The organism is Kitasatospora sp. NPDC056184 (assembly GCF_042268405.1).
Lineage (GTDB): Bacteria > Actinomycetota > Actinomycetes > Streptomycetales > Streptomycetaceae > Kitasatospora.
The window spans coordinates 1,847-24,279 of the sequence record NZ_JBHJUI010000040.1 but is presented as its reverse complement, the minus strand read 5'-3'; the positions used below and the strand labels follow the sequence as shown (position 1 = coordinate 24,279).

13 protein-coding genes and 1 pseudogene are annotated in these 22,433 nt (G+C 74.3%); 3 read left to right on the top strand and 11 right to left on the bottom strand.

Annotated elements, in window-relative coordinates; genetic code table 11:
- Nucleotides 1-163: 163 nt before the first annotated feature.
- From ACFC0B_RS38885 to ACFC0B_RS38860, 6 genes and pseudogenes are all read right to left on the bottom strand, one after another.
- Entirely contained in the window at nucleotides 164-1,045 is an 882-nt protein-coding gene (locus ACFC0B_RS38885) for a geranyl diphosphate 2-C-methyltransferase (protein WP_376097610.1), read from the bottom strand.
- 15 nt (nucleotides 1,046-1,060) lie between these two features.
- Nucleotides 1,061-2,128 (bottom strand): annotated as a pseudogene (locus tag ACFC0B_RS38880) (family 2 encapsulin nanocompartment cargo protein terpene cyclase); the annotation flags it as partial.
- Between the two features lie 435 nt (nucleotides 2,129-2,563).
- Nucleotides 2,564-3,190 (bottom strand): glycosyltransferase, encoded by a 627-nt coding sequence (locus ACFC0B_RS38875; protein WP_376097607.1) that lies wholly within the window; start codon nucleotides 3,188-3,190, stop codon nucleotides 2,564-2,566.
- 103 nt (nucleotides 3,191-3,293) lie between these two features.
- The gene (locus tag ACFC0B_RS38870) at nucleotides 3,294-4,139 is read right to left on the bottom strand and encodes an ABC transporter permease (RefSeq protein WP_376097604.1); all 846 of its coding nucleotides are present in this window, start codon (nucleotides 4,137-4,139) and stop codon (nucleotides 3,294-3,296) included.
- A gap of 2 nt (nucleotides 4,140-4,141) precedes the next feature.
- Nucleotides 4,142-5,023 carry an ABC transporter permease gene (locus tag ACFC0B_RS38865; RefSeq protein WP_376097601.1) on the bottom strand — a complete coding sequence of 294 codons (882 nt, stop codon included), beginning with the start codon at nucleotides 5,021-5,023 and terminating at the stop codon, nucleotides 4,142-4,144.
- Nucleotides 5,020-6,021 carry an ATP-binding cassette domain-containing protein gene (locus ACFC0B_RS38860; RefSeq protein WP_376097598.1) on the bottom strand — a complete coding sequence of 334 codons (1,002 nt, stop codon included), beginning with the start codon at nucleotides 6,019-6,021 and terminating at the stop codon, nucleotides 5,020-5,022. Before ACFC0B_RS38860 ends, ACFC0B_RS38865 begins: the two co-directional genes overlap by 4 nt.
- Before the next feature lie 171 nt (nucleotides 6,022-6,192).
- Here ACFC0B_RS38860 and ACFC0B_RS38855 point away from each other — a divergent pair, with 171 nt between their 5' ends.
- Nucleotides 6,193-7,095, top strand: coding sequence for a hypothetical protein (locus tag ACFC0B_RS38855; RefSeq protein ID WP_376097595.1), 903 nt, complete (start codon nucleotides 6,193-6,195; stop codon nucleotides 7,093-7,095).
- Here the strand turns inward: ACFC0B_RS38855 and ACFC0B_RS38850 are convergent.
- Entirely contained in the window at nucleotides 7,085-8,269 is a 1,185-nt protein-coding gene (locus tag ACFC0B_RS38850; RefSeq protein WP_376097592.1) for a cytochrome P450, read from the bottom strand. The genes ACFC0B_RS38855 and ACFC0B_RS38850 overlap by 11 nt on opposite strands.
- Before the next feature lie 450 nt (nucleotides 8,270-8,719).
- Between ACFC0B_RS38850 and ACFC0B_RS38845 the strand changes: the two genes are divergently transcribed.
- The gene (locus tag ACFC0B_RS38845; protein ID WP_376097589.1) at nucleotides 8,720-14,074 is read left to right on the top strand and encodes a hypothetical protein; all 5,355 of its coding nucleotides are present in this window, start codon (nucleotides 8,720-8,722) and stop codon (nucleotides 14,072-14,074) included.
- Between the two features lie 25 nt (nucleotides 14,075-14,099).
- Here ACFC0B_RS38845 and ACFC0B_RS38840 read toward each other — a convergent pair whose 3' ends face one another.
- Together ACFC0B_RS38840 and ACFC0B_RS38835 are read right to left on the bottom strand one after the other, a co-directional pair.
- Nucleotides 14,100-14,819 carry a flavodoxin family protein gene (locus tag ACFC0B_RS38840; protein ID WP_376097586.1) on the bottom strand — a complete coding sequence of 240 codons (720 nt, stop codon included), beginning with the start codon at nucleotides 14,817-14,819 and terminating at the stop codon, nucleotides 14,100-14,102.
- Between the two features lie 85 nt (nucleotides 14,820-14,904).
- A complete protein-coding gene (locus ACFC0B_RS38835; protein ID WP_376097583.1) occupies nucleotides 14,905-15,636 on the bottom strand; it encodes a DUF5995 family protein in 732 nt (243 codons plus the stop codon).
- Nucleotides 15,637-16,006: 370 nt separating this feature from the next.
- Here ACFC0B_RS38835 and ACFC0B_RS38830 point away from each other — a divergent pair, with 370 nt between their 5' ends.
- Nucleotides 16,007-17,119 carry a serine hydrolase domain-containing protein gene (locus ACFC0B_RS38830; protein WP_376097580.1) on the top strand — a complete coding sequence of 371 codons (1,113 nt, stop codon included), beginning with the start codon at nucleotides 16,007-16,009 and terminating at the stop codon, nucleotides 17,117-17,119.
- Between the two features lie 104 nt (nucleotides 17,120-17,223).
- Here the strand turns inward: ACFC0B_RS38830 and ACFC0B_RS38825 are convergent, their stop codons facing one another.
- A complete protein-coding gene (locus ACFC0B_RS38825; protein WP_376097577.1) occupies nucleotides 17,224-20,394 on the bottom strand; it encodes an acyltransferase family protein in 3,171 nt (1,056 codons plus the stop codon).
- Between the two features lie 16 nt (nucleotides 20,395-20,410).
- The gene (locus tag ACFC0B_RS38820) at nucleotides 20,411-22,009 is read right to left on the bottom strand and encodes a glycosyltransferase family 2 protein (RefSeq protein ID WP_376097677.1); all 1,599 of its coding nucleotides are present in this window, start codon (nucleotides 22,007-22,009) and stop codon (nucleotides 20,411-20,413) included.
- Between the last annotated feature and the right edge of the window lie 424 nt (nucleotides 22,010-22,433).

Sequence of the window (22,433 nt, the reverse complement as noted above, 5' to 3'; positions counted from 1 at the left end):
GATGCCCTGCATATCACGTGCCACCGACGTCCCGTTGACCAGCCCGGTTCCAGGAGCCCCCCGCCGGGGGTCGCGGCCGGTCCCCGCCCGGGGCCGCGACGCGGCGGACCCGGCCCCGCCGCCGTGCGGCCGGGCCGGGTCCTCGCCGTGCGGCGACGCCGGGTCAGACCCGGTCGGCGGCGATCAGCAGGTACTGGAAGGAGCCGTCCTTGTAGGAGTTGATGAACGCCTCCTCGATGCCGGTCACCAGCGACGGCACGGTGGCCCGCAGCTCCCAGTACGGGAGGGTGGCGGCGGTCAGGTCGACGACGGCGTTCGGGACGAGGCGGTTGTCGGCCATCGCGCGCAGGTACTCGCGGCGGGAGTGGATGTTGCACTCGAAGTGGGCGTTGATCTGCGAGACCCACTTCGACGGCTGGCCGTAGATCGGGTTCCAGCAGCCGGTGATGGTCACGTACCGGCCGCCGACCGACAGGATCCGGGAGTGCTCGGCGAACAGGTCCTGCAGGTCGACGTACATGCTGGACTCGTTGTTCCAGGAGGCCCGGACGGAGCCGGTGCCGAACGGCGTGGAGAGCATGTTGCAGACCTGGGCGTGCACCGAGTCGTCGATGCCGAGCTCCTTGGCCCGCCGGTTGCCGAACTCGGCCTGCTTGGCCGACAGGGTCACGCCCTCGACCTTGCAGCCGAAGCGCTGGTGGGCCATCACCATCGATCCGCCGCGCCCGCAGCCGGCGTCGACCAGGGTGTGCTCGGGGCGGATGTCGCCGAGGCTGTCGAGCAGGACGTCGGTCTGCGCGGACTCCAGCCGGTGCAGCTCCGCGACGAGCTTCTTGTCGCGCTCGCTGTCGTCCGGGGAGCCGAGGGCCGCCTGGTCGACCTCGCCGATGCCGTAGTGGTGGTGGTAGAGGCCGTCCACATCGCCGAGGCGCAGGTTCACGGGCCGGGCCTCATGGTCCCAGTAGCGGGCGATGTCGCCCTGGTAGGGAGTGGCCGGCCCGGGGACGGCGGTGCGATTCACGGGGGTGGTGTCGGTGACGGACACGGTTCAGCTCCTTGGTTACCAGAAATCGGGCAGGCTGTAGCGGTAGGTGTTGGTCTGGTGCCAGTAGTGGTTGCCGTCGACCCACGCGGCGACCCCGCGCAGGAAGCGCACCACCGCCGGGACGGGCGTGGCGGCGGCCAGCGCGGCCGCCTCCGCCTCGAAGGCGTGCATCAGTTCGTTGTGGACCTCGACGGCCTTCAGGTAGCCCTCGCGGTCGTCGACGCCCTCGCGCTCGGAGATCACCACCGGCAGGTTGAGGTGGCGGCCCGGGCTCGCCAGCTCCTTGGTGTACGAGTACAGGTCGTTGACGATCGTGGTGGCGTTGGAGGCCAGCGCGATGACCCGCTGCATCGCCGGGCGGGCGTGCAGGTCGGCGGGGAGTTCGTAGCCGCCGACGGTGTCCGTGATGGTCGGGCAGGGGCGGAAGTTGTTGAACTGCCGCATCGACAGGTACTCCCACACCTCCGGGACGTGGTCCTCCTGGTCCCAGGCGGCCTCGGCGAGGTAGCCGAGGTGCAGGCGCGCCATGTCGTGCCGGAACCGGTCCGCCTGGGAGGCGGTGGCGGCCCGGGTGAAGTGCTCCATCGCCGAGCGGTAGGCCCGCCGGGGCGCGTCCGAGCCCAGCGACTCCTGCCAACCACCGTGGTACTCCGCGGTGGTGTGCACGGGGTCGAGGGCGGTGTGGGCGAGCAGCAGCCGGCTGCCGAGGCCGACCGGCGAGCCGCCGAGGTCCTCGCAGTAGCAGTCGTCGACGGCGTTCTCGGCGACCATCAGCCGGGTGGCGAGCATGACGTGGTCGACGCTCGGGGCGTCCGGGTGGCAGGCGACCATGTAGCGGCTCACCGAGAAGCCGTCGAACTGGTCCTCCCAGTCCGGCGGGTAGAGCTCGATCTCCTCGGCCCACAGCTTGATCCGGTGGTTCACCTCCGCCACCCGCCCGGCATCCGGCTCGGCCACCGGGTGGAAGTAGAGGCCGGGGACCGGGTCCCCGGACTTCGGCTTCCCCGAGGGCGGTTCGGACGCCTCCGCGGCGACCTGACGGGGCGCCAGGTTCAGCCCTGCCGTGCCGATCCCGCTCGGCCCGCGGAGGAGCTGCTCCAGGGCCGTCCCGCTCATGACCGCACCGCCGCGCGCCGGGCGGGGTGCGGGTGCTGCTGCGACGCCTGCGGTGTCTCGCTGCTCGTGGCCACGGGCATGGGAGAACCTTCCTCTGTGAAGGGGGACACGCCATGACGGGTCGTCGGCCGTCGCCTCCGCCCCGGAAAGAGGGGTTCTCCGCTCGTTGCGGCGGCCCCGTCTCGCTTGCTGACCAACCGTAGGCGGGGCGGAACGATCTGGGCCGCTTCCCATGATCCTGTGCACTCGAAAGGGTGAACGTTCACATCAGTCGCGTTTGAAACGGCGCATCCCATGATCGGCTCGGACCGGCACCAACGGCGGGGCGGCCCCGCCGTCGTTCCGGCGGGGCCGCCCGGGCCCTTCCACGTGCTCCGACCTGCCGCATCGGGCCGCACACGGCTACATCCAGCTGGCCGCCCAGTGGTGCACGGCGTACGCGCCGGGGAACTCCTCGCCCGCCCGGTGCGGCTCGGTGAAGTGGTACGGGTAGAACAGGTCGCTGGAGAAGACGGTGACCGGCGGCCGCCCGGCCTGCTCCGACTGGCGTTCGAACACCGCCGTGGCCAGCCCCGGGCCGGTCTTCAGCGCCGCGTTGGCATCGGCGAACTCCTTCATCCTGAGAGGCAGTTCCTGGACGCAGGCGGCCATGAACGGGTGGCCGGGGACGGCCCCCATGATGCCCGTCGAGATGTGGACGCCGTCCTCGCTGGCGGCGAAGGCCTCCTGGTCCGCCAGGAGCCCGTCCAGCGGCCGCAGGCACTCGAAGTCGGTGTCGATGTAGATGCCGCCGCAGCGCAGCAGGATCTCGAACCGCGCCACGTCGGACTTCTCCGACCAGCTCTCCAGCTCCAGGAAGGCGTCGCCGTGGGTGAGGAAGCCGGAGCGGGAGGGGTCGAGCTCCTCCTCGGTCCACAGGCGGTACTCCCAGTCGGGGTGGCGCTCCTGCCAGCCGCGGGAGTAGGCACGGAACCTCTCCGGCATCGGCCCGCCCAGCCATACCTGGTGGAAGATCCGGGGTATCAGCACGCCATGGTCCTTTCCGAGTGGGTCGTCCGCTGGTGGAACGGCTTGTGGTGGGGCTCGCGGTGGGGCACGCGGTGCGCGCGCAGCGGCGGGTGCCGGCCGCCCCTCACGTCCCCGAGCTGGAGTACCGGGCGGACTGCGCCCGCCAGAACACGTGCGCGAGCCAGAGCAGCAGCGGCCCGGCGCCCGGCGCGGCGTAGGCCACCCCGAGGGGGACGTGCAGGTCGTCGGCCCGGCCGAGCAGGGCCGCCGCCGGCAGGTAGGCCACGAACGCGACGGGCACCAGGAAGGTGAGCACGAAGCGGGCCGGGGAGGGGAAGACCTTGAGCGGGTAGCCGCCGAAGCTGTTCATCACGCCGTCGACCAGCACCCGCAGCGAGCGGTTGGACAGCGTGCGGAAGCACAGCGCGCTGATCCCGAGCTGGAAGGCGCCCTCGACCATCGCGCCGCCCACCAGGGCCAGCACGAGGAAGAGCAGGCCGGCCGGCGAGTGCGGGACGCCGAGCCGCCAGGCCGCGCCGGTGAGGATGACGAGCCCGGTCGCCAGATCGCCGAACACCGGCAGGTGGATCCCGCGGGCCAGCAGCTGCGGCAGGACACCGGTGGGGCGCACCAGGTAGCGGTCGAACTCGCCGGTCTGGATGGTGACGTCGAGGAAGTAGAGCTGGTTGCCCGGGACCACCCAGAGGCCGTGCGAGGTCAGGCGCATGCCGTACAGCAGGCAGATCTCCGCCATGGACCAGCCGCCGACCGCGCCGAAGCGGGAGGCGACGACCCAGATGAAGGCGAGCCCGATCCCCTGGAAGGCGGCGCCGCCCGCGAAGCCGAACAACAGGTTCCCGCGGTACTGGAGCTGGGACTTCACGGCCGCGCGCATGAGCAGCCCGTACGCGTACAGGCGCGGGACCGGCCGGGCGGCGGGTCCGGCCCCGGGGTCGGCGGAGACGGTCACGGTCAGCCCCCCTGCACGACGACGCGGCGCAGCGCCCTGGACCAGACGAGCCTCAGCAGCAGCCACAGGGCCACCGCCCAGCCGCACTGGACGGCCAGGGCCTGCAGGACGGCGCGGACGCCGTCGATCTGGCCGAGGTAGAGCGCGGTGGGGACGTAGACCATGGTCTGGAAGGGCAGCAGGCGGGTCACGTCGGCGAGCCAGTCGGGCATGAACCATAGCGGGACCAGCGCGCCGGAGAAGAAGTGCGCCGTCATCAGGTAGACGGAGTAGAAGCCGTCGAGCTCCAGGGTCCAGAACGAGATCATGCTGACGATCACGCCCAGCAGGAGGGCGCTGGTGTAGGCGGGTACCAGGCTGGCGGCGTAGGCGAGCAGCGCCGGAGCGGAGGCGGGGGCCTGCGCGCCGCCGGCCAGCACCGAGAACACCAGCGCGCAGCCGGCGAACGGGAGCACGGCGAGCGTGGCGCCGGCCCTGGCGGCGATCAGCTGGGCGGTGAAGCGCACCGGCCGGACCAGGTCCAGGGCGACGGCGCCCTCCCGGATGCGGAGCTGGATCGTCGCCAGCGACCGGGCGTCGGAGTTGGCGAGCCAGGCCTGCACCGAGGCGAGGGAGACGTAGGCGAGCTGGGTGGCGAGGGTGATCTCGCGGCCCGCGCCGGCGCCGGCGCTGCCCGATTCGGGGTAGACCGCGGTCCACACCAGCCGGAGCAGGTAGATCTGCAGCAGCAGGCCCACCATGCCGAACAGGAAGTCGGTGCGGTAGACCCGCTGGGTGCGGGCCTGGACGCGGGCCAGGGCGGCGTACGCGGCCAGCCGCCGGCCCGGTCCCAGCCGGGCCGCCTCCGGCCGGGCCGTTCCCCACCGGGCCGCGGGCGCCGTCACCCGGCCTCGCTCTCGGAGTAGATCCGGTGGATGACGCCTTCGAGGTCCGGCTCGATGATCGACAGGTCGGTGACGCTGTGCCGGGCCAGGACGGCGGCGACGATCTCCGGGGTCCGGGTGTCCTCGGGAGCGAAGCGGAGCGAGACGCTCCGGGGCCCGGCGCCACCGCCCGGCTCGCACGCGACGCCGGGCAGGTCGACGCCCTGCCACGGGCAGCCGTCGGCGAGCTGGACGACCAGCTGCCGGTGCGGCGCGTACCGCGACTTGAGCTTCTCGACGTCGCCGTCGTAGAGGACCCGGCCGCTGTCGATGAGCACGATGCGGCTGCAGAGCCGCTCGACGTCGTCGAGGTCGTGGGTGGTCAGCACGACGGTGGTGCCCTGCCCGCGGTTCTGGGCGGCGATGAACTCGCGCATCCGCTCCCTGGCCACCACGTCCAGTCCGACGGTGGGCTCGTCCAGGAAGAGGACGCGCGGCTCGGACAGCATGGCGGCGGCCAGGTCGCCGCGCATCCGCTGCCCCAGGGAGAGCTGGCGCACCGGCGTGTCCAGGAACGCGCCCAGCATCAGCACCTCGGTGAAGTGGGCGATGCTGCTCCGGTACCGGGCGCGCTCGACCCCGTAGAGCCGGCCCATCGTCTCCAGGGAGTCCCGGAGCGGGAGGTCCCACCACAGCTGGCTGCGCTGGCCGAAGACGACGCCGATGTTGCGGGCGTTGCGCTCGCGCTCGCGCCAGGGCACGACCCCGGCGACCTCCACGTGCCCCGCGGTGGGCCGCAGGATCCCGGCCAGCATCTTGACGGTGGTCGACTTGCCGGCTCCGTTGGGCCCCAGGTACCCGACCAGTTCGCCCTCGCCGACGGCGAAGTCGATCCCGTCGACGGCGCGCTTGCTCACGTACTGGCGGGTGAACAGGGTCCGCAGCCCGCCGAGCGGCCCGTCGATCCGGCGGGGCCTGCGGAACTCCTTGACCAGGCCGGCGACCTCGATCAGCGACACACGACAACCTTCTCCTCGACACAACCCGGCCCGGGCTCCCGCAAGTTGACCGAAGACCCGGTGGAGGTCCCACCGTGCGGCATGGTTGATTGTCCATCTACAAAACGCGGTCGCGGCCCAGGTGGGCGGCGGACAATCCGGTTTGGCCGCGGACACGGCAGGGGGCAGGGAGTGGGGAGCGCCGGACGCCCGCAGGGGCGGCTCAAGGGGGAGACCGAACAGGCCGACGCCCTGGCCCGGTTCGTGCGGGAGGTGACCACCGGACTCACCGTCCGCGAACTCGCCCAGCGGTACCCGGCCGGCAAGACCAGTTGGAGCGAGTACCGCTCCGCGGAGAAGGACATCCCCTGGCACCTGCTCCGCCGGCTGGTCCACGACCGCCTGGAGGACCCGCGGGCCCGGGCGGCGCTGCTGGCGCGCGCCGGCCGGCTCCACGAACAGGCCGCCCGGGCCGCCCGGGGTCCGGGCTCACCCGCGGCGGGGCGATCGGCCGCCCAGCAGGCACTGGACCGGGCCCGGCAGGCGCAGCGGCTGGCCGAGGCGGGCGCGGCGGAGTCGGCGGAGCTGGTCCGCGTCCTGGTGGCGATCGTGGGTGAGCTGCGGGGCGAGCTGGGCGCCGTTCCCGGGGGCGCCGCGGCCCCCGGAGCACCGGGGCCGGACGGCGCGGGCGCGGAGGAGCTGCGGCGGGCCCGGCTGCGGGAGGCGACGCGCTGCCTCGCCGAGGTGCGGCGGATCAGGCAGCCGGAGCCCGGGGCGCCCGCCGACCGCCCCGCCCCCGCCGCTGCCGCTGCCGCTGCCGCTGCCCGACCCTGCCGGACGGCCGGCAGGGTCGGGACGGGCGGGAGAGTCGGGACGGCCGGCAGGGTCGGGACGGGCACGGCGGCCGCCCTGGCCGGGCTGCTGCTGGTGGCCGGGGTGCTGGTGGGCCTGAACCTGCGCCCGGCGCCCGCCCCCCACCGCTGCCTCGCCGTCTCCCGGGCCGGCGACCCCCCGGGGGCCGTCCTGCTGCCGTACCCGTGCGAGGAGCACCCGGTCCGGGGCCGGCCGGTCCAGGATCAGCCGGTCACCAGGTGACCGGCAGGGCGTGCAGGCCGTAGACCTCGTTGTTCACGCGGTAGGGCACCTCGTCGGCGGGGCACGCGAGCGCGAGGCCGGGCAGCCGCCGCAGCAGCGCGGGCAGCGCGATCCGCAGCTCGGCGCGGGCCAGCGGCGCGCCGAGGCAGTGGTGCGGGCCGTGCCCGAACGCCACGTGCGACACGGGCTTGCGCCCGATGTCGAGGCGGTCCATCCCGGCGCCGAGCACCGGGTCGCGGTTGGCCACCGGCAGTTGGCAGACCACCTGGTCACCGGCCCTGATCGGCACGCCGCCGAGCACGGTGTCGCGCCGCGCGGTCCGGGCCAGCGCGGTGCTGGACACGGACAGGTACCGCAGCAGCTCCTCGACGGCGGTGTCGATCACCGGATCGGCCCCGGTGGCGCCGCGCAACCGGTCGACCTGCTCCGGGTGCGCCAGCAGGGCGAGCACGCCCAGGCCGATCGTGTTGGACACCGTGACGTGGCCGGCCAGCAGCAACAGCTCGCAGACACCGACCAGTTCGGCGTCCGACACCGCGTCGCCGTGCTCCCGGACGAGCATGCCGATCATCCCGTCGTCCGGGCTGCGCCGCTTCTCCGCCACCAGGGAGGCCGTGTACGCGCGCGACTCCCGGCCGGCCGCGAGCCGCTCCTCCATCGGCAGCCCGAGATCCAGCGTGGTCCGCGACCAGCGGTGGAACTCCCCCTGATCGGGATCGGGGACGCCGAGCAGCGCGCAGATCACCCCGAGCGGCAGCGGCAGGGCGAAGTCCGCCATCAGGTCCGCCGCGGCACCGCGCGCCTCCATCGCGTCGATCAGCTCGCCGACCCGGGAACGGATCACCGGCTCCAGCGCGCGGATCCGCTTCCCGGTGAACTCCGGCGTCAGGACGTGGCGCAGCCGGGTGTGCTCCGGCGGGTCCATGTTGAGGAGCTCGTTCGGCAGGACCGGCGCGCGCTCCGCGTCGTACATCGCGAAGGTCTCCTGGTCGGCCAGCACCCGCCGGACATCGGCGTGCCGGGTGACGAGCCAGTACTCACCGACCCGGTGCAGCCAGAAGTCCCGCACCCGCCGCACCGGGTCCCCCCGCTGGGCCTCCCCCAGCGCCGCGCCCGGGTCGAGCCCGTCGCGACGGTAGAAGATCGAGATCGGCGGTGCTTCCTGCTCACTCATCGGCCCTCCCATGACCACCCGGTACCGCCCTCCCGATACCCGGGCGCCCGCCCCGCTGCGCACTCCGGCCCCGATCCCGTGCAGCGCACGGGGGCGCGTCGCCCCCGCCCGCACGCCCTCCCCCGCGCCGGAGCCGCCCCCTCACCGAAGATCCGTCCGACCCTGGGTTCGAACCACCGCGGCCCGGGCCACCGCCCGGGCGTCGGCAATGTCTCAACTCGGCCACCACGCAGCGGAAGCACCGTGTCGCCGCGCCCCGGTGCCGCACCATGGGTGCCGGCGGTGCCGCTCCAGCCAGGGGGGTTGGCCAGGGGCACCGAGCAGAGCGGAGAACGCCTTGACGCACAGACATGTCGCATCCGCACGGCCGGGGTGCGACGGCAGGGGGATCGAACGTCCGGGAACGGGCAGGCGCTCGGGGGAAGCCCTCAGGGACGCGGTGGTGATCCGGTGAGCGCCTGGCCCCGGTGGTCGCAGCAGGGCGAAGCGGTCGCGCTCGCCAAGTACGTGCGCCCCGACGACGTCGCCGCCCTCGTCCGGCTCCCCGGACCGGCGGGCGGCAGCCGCATCGCCCAGGCCCGGGCCGTGTACGAGGCCCTGGCCGCCGCGGAGATCACCTACGCGTACGAGGCCCCCGGCGACGACCCCGCCCGGCAGGTGATCCGGGAGCCCGCCGAGATCCTCTGGAGCCCCCGGCACGCCACCTGTCTGGACCTCGCCCTCACCCTCGCCGCGGCCTGTCTGCACGCCGGGCTGCACCCCTACGTGCTCCTCGTCGACTCCCCCGAACCCGGAGGCCCCGCCCACGCGTTGCTCGCCGTCCGGGTCGACGACCCGGACGGCGACGACCCGGACGAGCCCGCGCCGCCGGACGCCGACGTGTGGCACGAAGCGCCCGCCGACTGGGACGACCTCGTGCAGTCCGACGTGGCGGGGCCGGCCCGCCCGCTCATCGTGCTCGACCCCGTGGGCGTGGCCCGGGCCCTGCCCACCTCACCGATCACGGGCACCGACGCCTCCTTCGACGCGGCCGTCCGCGCCGGAAGCCGGTACGCCGAGGGCTGGTCCTGGCGGCTCGCGGTCGACATCGGCCGGCTCTGGCGCTCCCGGGACACCCACACCCCGGCCGTCCCGCCCGCCCACGACCCGCTGCAGCCGCCGTACCTCCCGCTCGTCCCGGAGGTCCACCGGCCGCTGCAGATGCTGTGGCCGGAGTACCAGGTGGTGCCGTTCCAGGCCCGCGACGAACTGACCGTGCTCCTCGACTGGTGCCTCGCGGTCGCCGACGGCCCGTACACCGGGATCGCCGTCCTCCACGGCGTCGGCGGCGCGGGCAAGACCCGGCTGGCCCGGGAGGTCGCCCACCGGCTCGCCCGCGACCACGGCTGGTACGCGGGCTACCTCCGCACCGAGTCGTCCGGTCCGGACTGGCTGGGCGTGGTCACCTCGCCCACGCTCGTCGTCCTCGACTACGCCGACGCCCGCGGGCCGGAGGCCCGGAGGCTGTTCGGCGTCCTGCGGCGGCGGGCCGAACGCGGCGCGGCACCGGCCGTGGTGCTGATGACCGCCCGCTCCACCGACGGGCAGTGGCTGTCGGACCTCCGCAGGGCCTGGAACAAGGACGGTCTGCTGTGCCGCGAACGGGACGTGCACCTGCCGGCCGAGCACCCCGACGGCGGCACCCTGGCCCGCCGGGCCTTCGACGCCTTCCGGAGCAGCGGCGACGCGATCGGCCTGGACCGGGCCGCCGACGCCGCCCCGCGTGACTGGACCACCCTGGACCGGCTGCTGCTCGCCTTCCTCGCCGCCCGCACGCCGGACCGGGAGCGGCTGCCGACCACGCGGGCCGAGCTCTACGACGAGATCCTGGAGCACGAGCACTCCTACTGGAAGCAGGTCCACGCGGCGGGCGCCCCCGTCGACGGCGTCGACGTCAGGGTCCTGAACCGCGCGACCACCTGCCTCACCCTCCGCACCCCGGTCGACCCGGAGGAGGCGTTCGAGGCCCTGTGCACGGTCAGGGAGCTCGCGCGCGACGCGCAGTGGGCCGAGCGGGTCCGCGTCACCCTCACCACCTGCCTGAGCCCGGCGCCCGGTGAACCGCTCGCCCTGCGCCCCGACCCGATCGCCGACCACCTGGTGCTGCGCACCCTGCGGCAGGACGCGGGCCTGCTCCCGGCGGTGCTCACCGGTCTCGACGACGACCGCGCCACCAACGCGCTCCGGCAGCTGAACCGCGCGGCCTGGACCGACCGGGACGCCGCGGCGGACATGATGACCCGGTGGGCCGCCGCCGGCGCCGGCGGGCCGCACTGGCGGCCGGTGCTGGCCGTGGCCTCGGAGCAGGGCGGCGCCGCACTGGACGCCCTCGACCGGCTCGTCGACACGGCACCGGAGGCCGAATGGCTCGACGAACTCGCCGAGGGCATCCCCTTCGGCGCCACCGGACTCCCCCGCCTCGGGCTGAAGGCGGAGCAGCGGCGATTCGCCCGGCTCCACGCGGAGTCGGCCGCCGACCCGGCGCGGTCGGCCCGTCTCCTGGACCGGTTGGGCCACCGCCACGCCAACCTCGGGAACGTGGGGGAAGCCCTGCGCGCGACGACCGGGGCCGTCGACCTCCACCGCCGACTCGCCGGCGCGGACCCCCTCGTCCACCTCCCCGGGCTCGCCAACGCCCTCGGCACCCTCGCCAACCTCCGGAGCCGGGCCGGGGACCGGGCCGGCGCGCTCGCCTCCGCCCGCGAGGCGGCCTCCCACTACCGCCGCCTCGCCCAGGTCCTCCCCGCGGTCTTCCGGCCCGATCTGGCGAGCGCGCTGAACGGCCTCTCCGCCGAGCAGAACCACACGGGGGACCGGGCCGGCGCGCTCGCCTCCGCCGCCGAGGCCGTCGACCTCCTCCGCGAACTCGCGAGGACCGACCGCGCCGCGTTCCTCCACCACCTCGCCATGGCGGTCAACAACCTCGGCGTGCACCAGCTCGCCACGGGCGACCGGGCCGGCTTTCTGGAGTCCGTCACCGAGGCCGTCGCGCACTTCCGGGAGCTCACCGCGGCCGACCCGACCGCGTACCGCCACGAGCTGGCCAGCGCGCTGAGCAACCTCTCGGTCCAGCAGGCGGGTGCCGGGGACCGGAGCGACGCCCTGCGGTCCATCACCGAGGCCGTGGCCCTCCACCGCCGGCTGGCCGACCTCAACCCGGGTGTCTTCCGGTCCGACCTCGCCGACTCCCTGGTCAACCTCTCCAGCCACAAGGAGGACGCGGGGGACGTACCCGGTGCGCTGGCGGCGGCCGCCGAGGCCGTCGCCCACTACCGCGCCCTCGCGGTCGACACCCCCGCCGCGGTCCTCCCCAGGCTCGCCAAGGGGCTGAACAACCTCGCCATCATGCAGGCCGCCTCGGGGCAGCCGGGCGAGGCCTTCGGCACCATCACCGAGGCCGTCGCCCACTTCCGGGCCCTGGCCGCCGACGAGCCCGCCGCCTACCTCCACGACCTCGCCAACGGCCTGATCAACCTCGCCGGCCAGCAGGCGGACCTGAAGCGGACCGCCGAGGCGCTCGACTCCCTCACCGAGGCCGTCGGCCACTACCGCCGCCTCGCCCGGACCGCCCGCGCCGCCCACCTCCCCGATCTCGCGACCGCCCTCCACAACCTGTCGATCAGCCAGGCCGCCGCCGGAGCGAACGCGCAGGCGCTCGACTCGGTCACCGAGGCCGTCGGCATCCGCCGCGAGCTCGCCGAGAACGAGGACGGCTTCTATCCCGCCCTCGCCACGAGCCTGCTGGGCCTCGCCGATCGGCGCGCCGCCGTCGGCGACCCGGACGGCGCGCTGGAGGCCGCCCGGGAGGGAGTCCTCGTCCGCCGCGCCCTCGCCCAGGTCGACCCCGCCGGGTACACGTCCGCGCTCGCCGCCGCCCTGTACGACTGCTCCGAGCAGCAGTCCCGGGCGGGCGACGCGGACGGGGCGCTGGAGTCCGTGTCCGAAGCGCTCACCATCCGTATGAGCCTCGCCGAGAGCGACCCGGCCCCCCACCAGGCCGACCTGGCCAGGACGTTCCACGCGATCTCCGACCTGCTGGCGGAGACCGGCAACCGGATCGCCGCACGCAACGCCGCCGCGGAGGCCGTCAGGATCCGCCGCGGCCTCGCGGAGACCGACCCCGGAACGCACCTCCCGCCCCTCGCGGCGGCGCTCAACAACCTCGCCAACAGGGAGCTGGAGCAGGAGGACCACGCCGCCGCGCTGGAGGCCGCCGCCGAGGCTGTCGAGCTCCTCCGCGGCCTCGCCGGAACCGACCCCGACGATCACCTGTTCGGCCTGGCCACCGCCCTGCACACGCTCTCCTGGCCGCGGCTGGACGCCGGGGACCAGGACGGCGCGCTGGCCGCGATCACCGAGGCCGCCGGGCACTTCCGCCGACTGGCCGAAACCGACCCCGGCCGCCACCTCGACCGGCTCGCCACCACGCTCGGCACCCTCGCCACCGTCCAGTCCCAGACGGGGAATCCGACCGGCGCGCTGGAGACCATGGGCGAGGCCGTGGAGCTCACGCGCCACCTGTTCGGGCTCGCCCCCGGGACGTACCTCCCCGGGCTCGCCTCGGCCCTGAACAACCTCGCCGCCCGGCAGTCGGCGGCGGGCGACCGGAGCGGGGCGCTCGCGTCCGCCGGTGAGGCGGTCGCCCACTACACCGTCCTCGCCCGGGCCGATCCCGCGGTCCACCTCGACGGCCTCGGCAAGGCGCTCAAGAACTTCTCCAAGCAGCAGACCGAGGACGGCCCGTTCCACACGGCGTGGTCGTCGGCCGCTGCGGCGCTGAGCGGCGACCCCCTGGCGCAGGCGGAACTGAACGCCTGGTACGCCCACGGCACCGCCCTGCGCGGGGACCGCGAGCGGGCCGTGGCACTCCTGCGCTCCGCCGCGGCCGGCGCCGAGTCCGAGGACCTCGAACTCCGCTCCCGCGCACGGAAACTGGTCCGGCAGGTGGCCGTGGACCTGGAGATCCGCGACGAGACCCTGCCCGGCTGGGCGACCGCCCCCTTCGCCCCGGACACCGCGGGGCTGATCAGCGCCTGGGCGACCCGCTCCGGCTGGCCCGACGAGGAGGAGTTCCTGCGCGCCCACGCGGGCAGGCTGACGGGGCCCGAGGGCCGCGAGCAGCTGCGACTGTTCGCGGAGCTCTCCCCCCTGGAGGGCCTGCTGACCGACCTCGTCGAGACGCTCGACACGATCGACGCCCACGGCCTCACGGACGTGATCGACGCGGGTCGCCGGCACCACGAGGCGGTCACCCTCCTGCAGTCCTGGCTGGACACGCCCGACTGGTCCGCCGACCAGGCCTTCCACGCCTCCCATTGGGACCAGCTGCACGACCCCTACGTCAGCTCGGTCCTCGCCTCCGGGGAGGACCCGGACAGCCAGCAGCACTTCGCCGTCCTCCGCCTGGCCGGGAGAGTGCCCCTCGACACGGTGTACGAGGTCGTCACCGACGCGGAGGCCGCCCGGGACCAGGCCCTGCAGGCGCTCGAAGCCTCGGACATCGACGCCCTGGACGCCATCATCGGCTGCAACCGCGGCGTGGCGGAGACCCCCTCCGGCCCGCAGTTCCTCCTCGTGATCCTCATCGCGTCCGACGACGCCGACCTCGCCCGCCGGCTCGCACCGGTCATCGTCAAGGGCTCGACCCCGCTCCAGTGCGAGGCCTTCGCCATCCACCTGCGCAACCTCGCCCGCCGCCTGCCCGACCTGGCCCCCCTCGCCGAGGAACTGGCCGGGGTGATCCACCCGCCCGCCGACCGCACCTGACGGCCCCGCCGAAAGACCCCCGGTCTCAGCGGTGCTCGGGGTTCTCGAAGTCGAAGCGGCAGCCGGCGTCCCACTCGGAGCGCTGGTTGCCGTACGCCGGGATGCCGCCCGCGTCCTTGAGCATCCGGGCGAGGTGCAGCAGGTTCCAGGTCAGGAAGGTGGCGTTGCGGTTGGTGAAGTCGTTCTCCGGCCCGCCCGACCCCGCGTCCAGGTACGAGGGCCCCGGGCCGGCCTCCCCCACCCATCCCGCGTCCGCCTGCGGCGGGACGGTGTAGCCGAGGTGCTGGAGGCTGTAGAGCACGTTCATCGCGCAGTGCTTGGCGCCGTCCTCGTTCCCGGTGATCAGACAGCCACCGACCCGGCCGTAGTAGGCGTACTGCCCGCGCTCGTTGAGGACCGAGGAGCAGGAGTAGAGCCGCTCGATCACCCGCTTCATCACCGAGGAGTTGTCACCGAGCCAGATCGGCCCGGCCAGGAGCAGGATGTCGGCCGCCATCACCTGGCTGTAGAGCACCGGCCACTCGTCCGTCTCCCAGCCGTGCTCGGTCATGTCCGGCCAGACCCCGGTGGCGATGTCGTGGTCCACCGCGCGGACCACCTCGACCCGCACGCCCTGGCGCTCCATGATCCCGGTGCTCACCTCGATCAGCCCCTGGGTGTGGCTCCGCTCGGGCGACCGCTTGAGCGTGCAGTTGATCACCACGGCGCTCAGGTCGGCGTACCGGGCGGGGGGCGAGGAGGACATCGGCGGCCTTTCGCAGCACGGCTGGTCACCCACCAGTGCACCCCGCCCCCGCGCGACCCGCGCGCCGGACTCCGCCGGTCGTGGGTCAGGGCGTGTCCCCGTCCGGCTGCTCCACCGGCGGCAGCACGGGCGTCACCAGCATCTCCCCCGCCAGCGCGGTGCTCGCGGTGACGGCGGCGAGCGTCGCGTCGTACATCGGCCGGATGTTGCGCTGGTGCCAGAGCGTCTGGGTGGTCGCCCAGGCGGCGTCCCGGGCCCGGGCGATCGAGAAGCTGGCGACGATGTGCTTCAGCGGCTCGGCCTCCTCGGTGGCGACCTTGACGATCTGCGCCTCGAACGACGCCCGCACCTCCGCCTCCACCTGCGCGAGCAGCTCGTTCACCTTGAGGTAGTCGGCGTGCACCGGCGGCGTGTCGGGCGTGGTCCGCCGCTCGATGCAGGTCCCGACGACGGCGAGCGCGAGGTCGTGGTTGATGTGCGCGTTCATCCCCGCGAACGCGAACTGGACCGGCCACACCTTCCGGCGGCCGCGCGCGTCGAACAGCGGCTTCCACGCCTCGTTCACCGCCCGCCCCGCCTCGCCGGCCTCGACCGCGTCGAAGTACAGGTTCGCGAACACCACGTCGAGCCGCTCGATGAACACCTGGTCCTGGAAGTACCCGGCCGTGAGCCGCTCCCCCACCAGCTCCGTGACCCGCAGGTACATCCGGTTGAAGCAGGCGACCCCGTCCCGCGGGTCCAGCCGCGCCTTGATCGCCCGCATCCGCGCGATGACCTCGTCGACACTCTGCGCGGGCCTGGCGGGTGACTGCGTCATGGGGTGTTCCCTTCCCTCGGCGTGCTCCGGCTGCCACCTATACACACCGCCGCCGCCCCGGTCCGCCGAACCGGGGATCGGCCCGCGATCCATCACCCGATCCGGTGAGCGCGCGCCGTGCGCCCGTGGGCGGGGGCGCCCCGGCTCAGAAGGGCACGAGGTCGCCCGCTCGGCCGACTTCGCCGAGGCCCACCCCGTGCCCTTCCCGGCCGACACGGCGTCCTGACCGGTCCGCGCTCCTCCCCCCGGAGGGGAGCGGTTGGCTCCACGGGGGGAGACGGTCACGACCTCGGGCGGAGGCCCCGGCCTCAGGCGGCGAGCAGGCTGGAGGCAGCCGGAAGACGTCCGGCCGCCATCGGGAGGGACCGAGATGACCGCCACCGCCACCGGCACCGCCGTACCGAACCGCCCCGCCGCACGCCGCGCCGCACGACGGCTCGGCGGCCGCGCGGCCGCCGTCGCCCTGGCCGGCGCGGGGCTGCTGGCGGCACTGACGCCCACCGCCTCGGCGGCCGCCGACCCGGCCGCCGACCCGGTGGCGCTGCACCGGGCGCTGCGGGCCGTGGTCGGGGAGGGCGGCTCGTCCGCGGTGCTCGCCGAGGTCCGGCAGGACGGCCGCACCGCCTGGCGGGGGACGGCCGGGGTGGCCGATCTGGCGACCGGCGCACCGGTGCCGGACGGCGCCCGGTTCCGGATCGGCAGCGTCACCAAGACCTTCGCCGCCACGGTCGTGCTCCAACTCGTCGGCGAGCGCCGGATCGGCCTGGACGACCCGATCGACCGCCACCTGCCCGGCCTCGTGCCGAACGGCGCCGCGATCACGGTGCGCCAACTGCTGAACCACACCAGCGGGATCCACAACTTCACCGACGACCCGCGGTTCGACACCCAGGGCGAGGAGGCCCTGGACCGCTGGCTGGCGGTCGGCCGCTGGACGACCTACCGGCCGCTGGACCTCGTGCGGATCGCCACCGCGCACCCGCCGTACGACGCCCCCGGCGCCGGCTGGCACTACTCCAACACCAACTACGTCCTGCTCGGGATGATCACCGAGCGCGTCACGGGGCGCACCTGGGACGAGGAGATCGAGCGCCGGATCATCCGGCCGCTCGGCCTGCACGACACCTCGATGCCGCTCACCTCGCCGGACGTCCCCGGGCCGCACGCGCACGGCTACGTCGAGCGGCCCGGCGGCCCGGCGGACGTCACCCTCCTGAACCCGTCGGCGTTCGGCCCGGCCGGCGCGGGCATCTCGTCCACCCGGGACCTGGCCCGCTTCAACGCCGCGCTGCTCGGCGGCCGGCTGCTGCGTCCGGCGGAACTCACCGCCATGAAGCAGCAGGTCGACACCGGTCACGGCGCCACCTACGGCCTCGGGCTGAGCCGCTACCCCACCGCGTGCGGCGAGTTCTGGGGCCTCACCGGCGGCATCCCCGGGTACGGCACACTGGTGACGGGCGACGCCAGGTCGTCGTGTCGGTGAACCCGTACCACCTGACCGAGGCCACCGGCGTCACCTTCCAGGCCCTGGTCGACACCGCGACCTGCGGGGCGGGCGGCGGCCGGTGTTTCCCGACGGGTCGGCGGCTACGGCTTCGTGGCGACGGAGACGTAGTCGACCCGCATCGGGTGGCCGGGTTCGGTGGCCGGGGTGACGGCGCCGCCGAAGGCGGTCGGCAGGTTGCCGCCGACGGCGACGTTGAGGATCAGGAACAGGCCGTGGTTGACGGCCCGGTCCCAGGTCGCGCGGTCCATCTGCGAGGCCCGCACCCGGTGGTGCTCCCGGCCGTCGAGGTACCAGCGGACCTCCTCGGCGCCCGGCCTCAGGTCGACCTCGACCGCGTAGCGGTGGACGCCGGTGCGGCACTCGGCGCCGCAGGGCCGGTCGCCGGAGGTCAGGCCGCGGGGCTCCTGGCAGGGGCCGCCGTCGAGGACGCCGCAGTGCATCGTGCCGAACACCGCGTCCCGGCCGTTGACCTGCTCCATGACGTCCAGCTCGCCGATGGCCGGCCAGCCGGTGTAGCCGTTGCGCAGCTCGCCGCCGAGGGTCCAGAAGGCGGGCCAGTACCCGGAGGCGGCCGGGCCGGTGACGTCGGGCAGGGCGATCCCGGCCTCGATCCGCAGCACGCCGCCGGGCGGCGGGGCGAAGTCGGCGCGACGGGACTCGATCCGCCCCGACGACCACTGCCCGTTCGCGTCCCGGGTGGGCACGATCTCCAGCGCGCCCCGGCCGTCGAGCCGGACGTTCGCCGTCGAGTCGGTCATGGTCTCGACCTCGCCCGTCCCCCACTGCGCCGCCGGGCAGCCCGGGTAGCAGGTGCCCAGGTCGTACTGCCAGTCGGCCTCCGACGGGCGGCTGCCGGCCGGGCCGTCGAAGTCGTCGCGCAGCAGCTGCGTCCAGCCGTCCGCCGTGAGCGGCGGCGGCGCACCGGGCACGGCGGGCGCGGCGGCCGGGGCCGCCGAGGCGGCCTTGGACGGCAGGGCGCCGGAGTCGGTCAACAGCCGTTCCAGGCGCGGTGTGAGGACGACGGTGGCGACGTTGGTGAGGTGCGCGTCGTCGCGGTAGAGCAGGATGCGCTCCAGTACCGCCGGGCAACTGCGGCCGCTGCCGGGGCAGATGACGTCGTTCACCGACACGGCGCGCACACCCGGCGTCCGGCCGGCCGCGATTTCGTCGGCGAGCGGGTCCGCCCACAGCGCCTTGTCGCGCGGGAACTCGCAGGCCGCCGGGTCGTCGGTGTGGCCCGACACACAGGCCGGCACGTCCGTTCCGGGGATCGGGGTGTCGCGCACGTAGACGATCGGGACACCGAGCTCGCGCAGCGGGGTGAGGGTCTTCTCCCAGCCCTGGAGCAGCAGTTCACGGTCGTCGGTGTACCGGTTGAGGGCGGAGACGACGATCAGCCGGGGCTTGGGGCCCTCCTTCAGCCGGGTCAGCGCGTTCGCCCGCCAGGTGTCGCACTCGCGGTAGGTGCGACCCAACTGCGGGTTGACCACCGTGAGTTCCGGAAGCGGGCAACCCTGCTTGACCAACTCCTCCAGCTCCCAGCGCCGTTCGGCGGCGATCGCGAGCAGCGCCGAGAACCACTGGCCGGCGTGCGAGTCGCCGAGCAGCACGATCCGGTCCGGGCTGCCGACGACGCCGAAGCGGCAGTCGGGGCTGGTGGTCGCGGTCGGGGCGACCTCGCACTCGCCGTCCGGCGGGAAGTCCTTGCGGGCCTGGACGGCGTCCGGCACCACCGCCGGACCCGTCGCCGCCGCCGCGGTGCGCACCAGCAGCGAGGTGCCGTCCGCCGCCCCGGGCGGCAGACCCCGCAGGTCGACCGGCGCCGCCGGCCCGAGCAGCCGCAGCGTGCCGGAGCCGACCACCAGCGCCAGCACCACCGGGATGACCACCGAGGCGAGGCCCAACGACAGCCCTCGGCGCGGGAGTTCGGAGACGGTACGGCTGTGCCGCAGCGGCCGCTCGACCCACCGCATCACGGCGGCGGCGGGCAGGGCGGCGGCGGCGGTGAGCGCCACCTTCACCGGCCAGTCCAGCGGGCCGAACTTCGCGCCGACGAGGACGAGCACCGGCCAGTGCCACAGGTACAGGTTGTACGAGAGCCGGCCGATCGCCCGCGGCACGCGCAGGCCGAGCACCCGGTCCACCCCGAAGCCGGAGAGGTCGGAGCGGCCGGAGCTACCGGCGGCCGCGTCCCGTCCGGGCGTGCCCGCCAGGATGACGGCGGCCGTGCCGAGGGTGGGGACGAGCGCCGCCCAGCCCGGGTACGGGGTCGCGGTGTCGTACGCCAGGACGCACCCCGTGATCGCCGCCGCCCCGCCCCAGCCGACCAGCACGCGCAGCACGCGCGGTCCGCGCAGCAGGTGCCAGGGCAGCAGGGCGAGCAGCGCGCCGACCCCGAACTGCCAGACCCGGGAGGGCGTCCCGAGGTAGGCGAGCGAGACGGAGTCGTGCGTCCAGCGCAGCGAGAGCGCGAAGGAGCCGACGGTCAGCACGGCGGCGAGCGCGGCCGCGACCGGCCGCACCGTCCGCCCGCGCCCGTCCGCCCGCCCGCGCCGCAGCACCCGCAGCACCAGGTAGGCGGTGAGCGCCAGCAGCGGACCCCAGACCAGGTAGAACTGCTCCTCGACGGCCAGCGACCAGAAGTGCAGCAGCGGGCTCTCGTCCCGCCCGGCCGCCAGGTAGTCGGTCTGCTGGGCGACGAAGCGCCAGTTGCCGACCGAGAACGCCGCCGCGAGCACGTCGTACTCCAGGTCGGCGCGCCGCAGCGGCACGGTCAGCCAGGCGCCGACCAGCGCCACCGCGCCGAGCACGATCGCCGCCGAGGGCAGCAGTCGGCGGGCCCGGCGGGAGAAGAACTCGCCGAGCCGGATCCGGCCGGTGGTGGTGGCCTCGCGCAACAGCAGGCCGGTGATCAGGTAGCCGGAGATGACGAGGAAGACGTCCACGCCGACGAACCCGCCGGCCAGGCCGGGGACGGCGGCGTGGAACGCGAGGACGGCGAGCACGGCGACCGCGCGCAGGCCCTCGATGTCGGGGCGGAAGCCGGCCGCGCGGGGCGCCGGGCCCGGGGCATCGGAACCCCGGGAGGCGGCGCGGCCGAACAGGCCGGTCGAGCGGGACGGACCGGTGGCCGTCCGTTGGACGGGGATGGTGAAGGCGTCCGGTCGCAGCTCCGGGACGGCCGGGTCGGCGGCCGGGGACGGAGGCGGTACCGGCGACGGTATCGGTGACGGTGTCGGTGACGACGACATGGGTGGCGACGACCTTTCAACCCAGCCAGGGCAGCATCGGGCGGGCCCAGCCGGAGGCGAGAAGAGCGGTGAGCACGAGCGTGGCGGTGGCGGCCAGCCCCTCGGGCCAGCGGCGGGGCAGCATGCCGGGCCGGGGCGCCTTCGACCCGGCGGCGGCGCCCTCGGCGCGGGAGCCGCGGACCTCGCCGAGGAGGTCGCGGATCAGCGGCAGGCCGATCTGCGCCTGCACCGCGAGGTAGAGCCCGAGGCCCCAGTTGGGCGCCCAGCCGTACGCGGCGACGGCCAGGCCGAGGCCGAGGGCGCCGACGCCGAGCGAGGCGCAGAGCCAGGCCAGCGAGAGCAGCACCACCTTGCGGGCCATCCCGCCGGACCGGGCTTTGCCGCGCGCGGCGGGGGCGGCCCCGCCTGCGGCACCGCCCGCACCGGCCGCACCGGTCGGCACCCAGGCGGCGCTGCGTCCGCGCAGCGTGTGCCAGAACGCGACACCGGCGGCGACGCTCATCAGCACATTGGAGCGGACCACCTCGATCCGCCAGCGGGTCCGGCTGACCCGGGGCAGCAGCACGTGCCAGAGCCAGAGCGGCGCGAGCATCGGCAGGACGTGCCAGGGCCGGATCTGGTCCGGGTAGAAGAACATCATCACCAGCGGCGGCAGCGGCGCGACGAAGACGTTCACGGCGGCGGTCAGGTAGCCGACGATGCCCTCGTAGAAGCAGAGCCGCATCCGCCAGGGCGCGCCGATCCGCTTGAGCTCGGGCGAGCCGAGCAGGTGCAGGTTGCCCATCGCCCAGCGGTACTGCTGGTTGACGTACGAGGCGAGGTTGTCCGGCGAGGTGCCCTTGGCGACCAGCACCGGGACGTACAGCGTGCGGTAGCCCTTGGCGTACAGGCCGAGGCCGGTGAAGAGGTCCTCGCTGTGGTCGAGCCGGGCGAAGCCGCCGGCCTCGTCGATCGCGGTGCGCCGGTAGACGGCGTTGCTGCCGCAGCAGATGGCGGCGTCGCTGGCGTCACGGGAGGGCTGGATCCAGCGGAAGAACCACTCCTGCGCGGCACCGGCGGCGCGCTCGATCCAGGTCATCGACTCGTCGGTGTCGAAGCACTGCGGGCTCTGCACGATGCCGATCCGCGGGTCCGCGAAGTACGGCACCAGGTGGCGCAGGAAGTCCGGCCGGGGCGCGAAGTCGGCGTCGAGGATGGCGATCAGCTCGGCGCTACTCAGGGTCAGCGCGTGGTTGAGGTTCCCGGCCTTCTTGAGGTGCCCCCGGTCGGGCCGCACGACGTACCGGTACCCGTGCGCGGCCGCCAGGTCGGCGACCTCGGGCCGGTCCGCGTCGTCGAGCACCCAGACCGTCAGCGCACCGGGCCAGTCCACCGCGGCGACCGCCCGGTAGGCGTTCTCCAGGACGTCCAGCGGCTCCCCGCAGGTCGGCAGGTACAGATCGACGGTCGGCAGTTCCTCCGGCGCCCACGCGTGCACCAGCACCTCGTGGGACTGCCGGGTGAGCCGCCGCTGGCGCAGGCTGTTGACGGACGACAGCGCCAGCGCGACGACATTGAGCCCGAGAACGGCGAGGAACACCCAGAGCGCCGGCGTCCGCAGCGCGAAGGTCAGCATCGTCCCGGCCGTGAACACGAACGCCGCCGAACTGGCGACGAGCACCCACCTCCGTTGCGGCCCGAAGTACCAGTAGAGCTCCTGATCGTCCGGCGGTTGCGGAAGATGCGCAGGAGAATCGGAAGAGGAAGAAGACAAAGCGGAAACAGAAGATACCTGTTGAACAGTCATATGGCCCCCACAGCCGTGTTTCTGACAGCTCCACTGGCCACAGTACCGCATTGGTATAGACCACTAATCCACGCATCCGGGCCCTGGACGCCACCTCCGCGCCACCTCCCCCGCCCTCGCGAAGCAGCAGGTCACGCGGACGTGAACGTTCCTCCAACAACCTCCCGCCGGACGGACGCGGAAACGCCTGTGGGGGGGGGAACCCGGTGACGGTGTGGCCCCACCCGCGGGGGTGGTTTGCCCGGGTAAAACC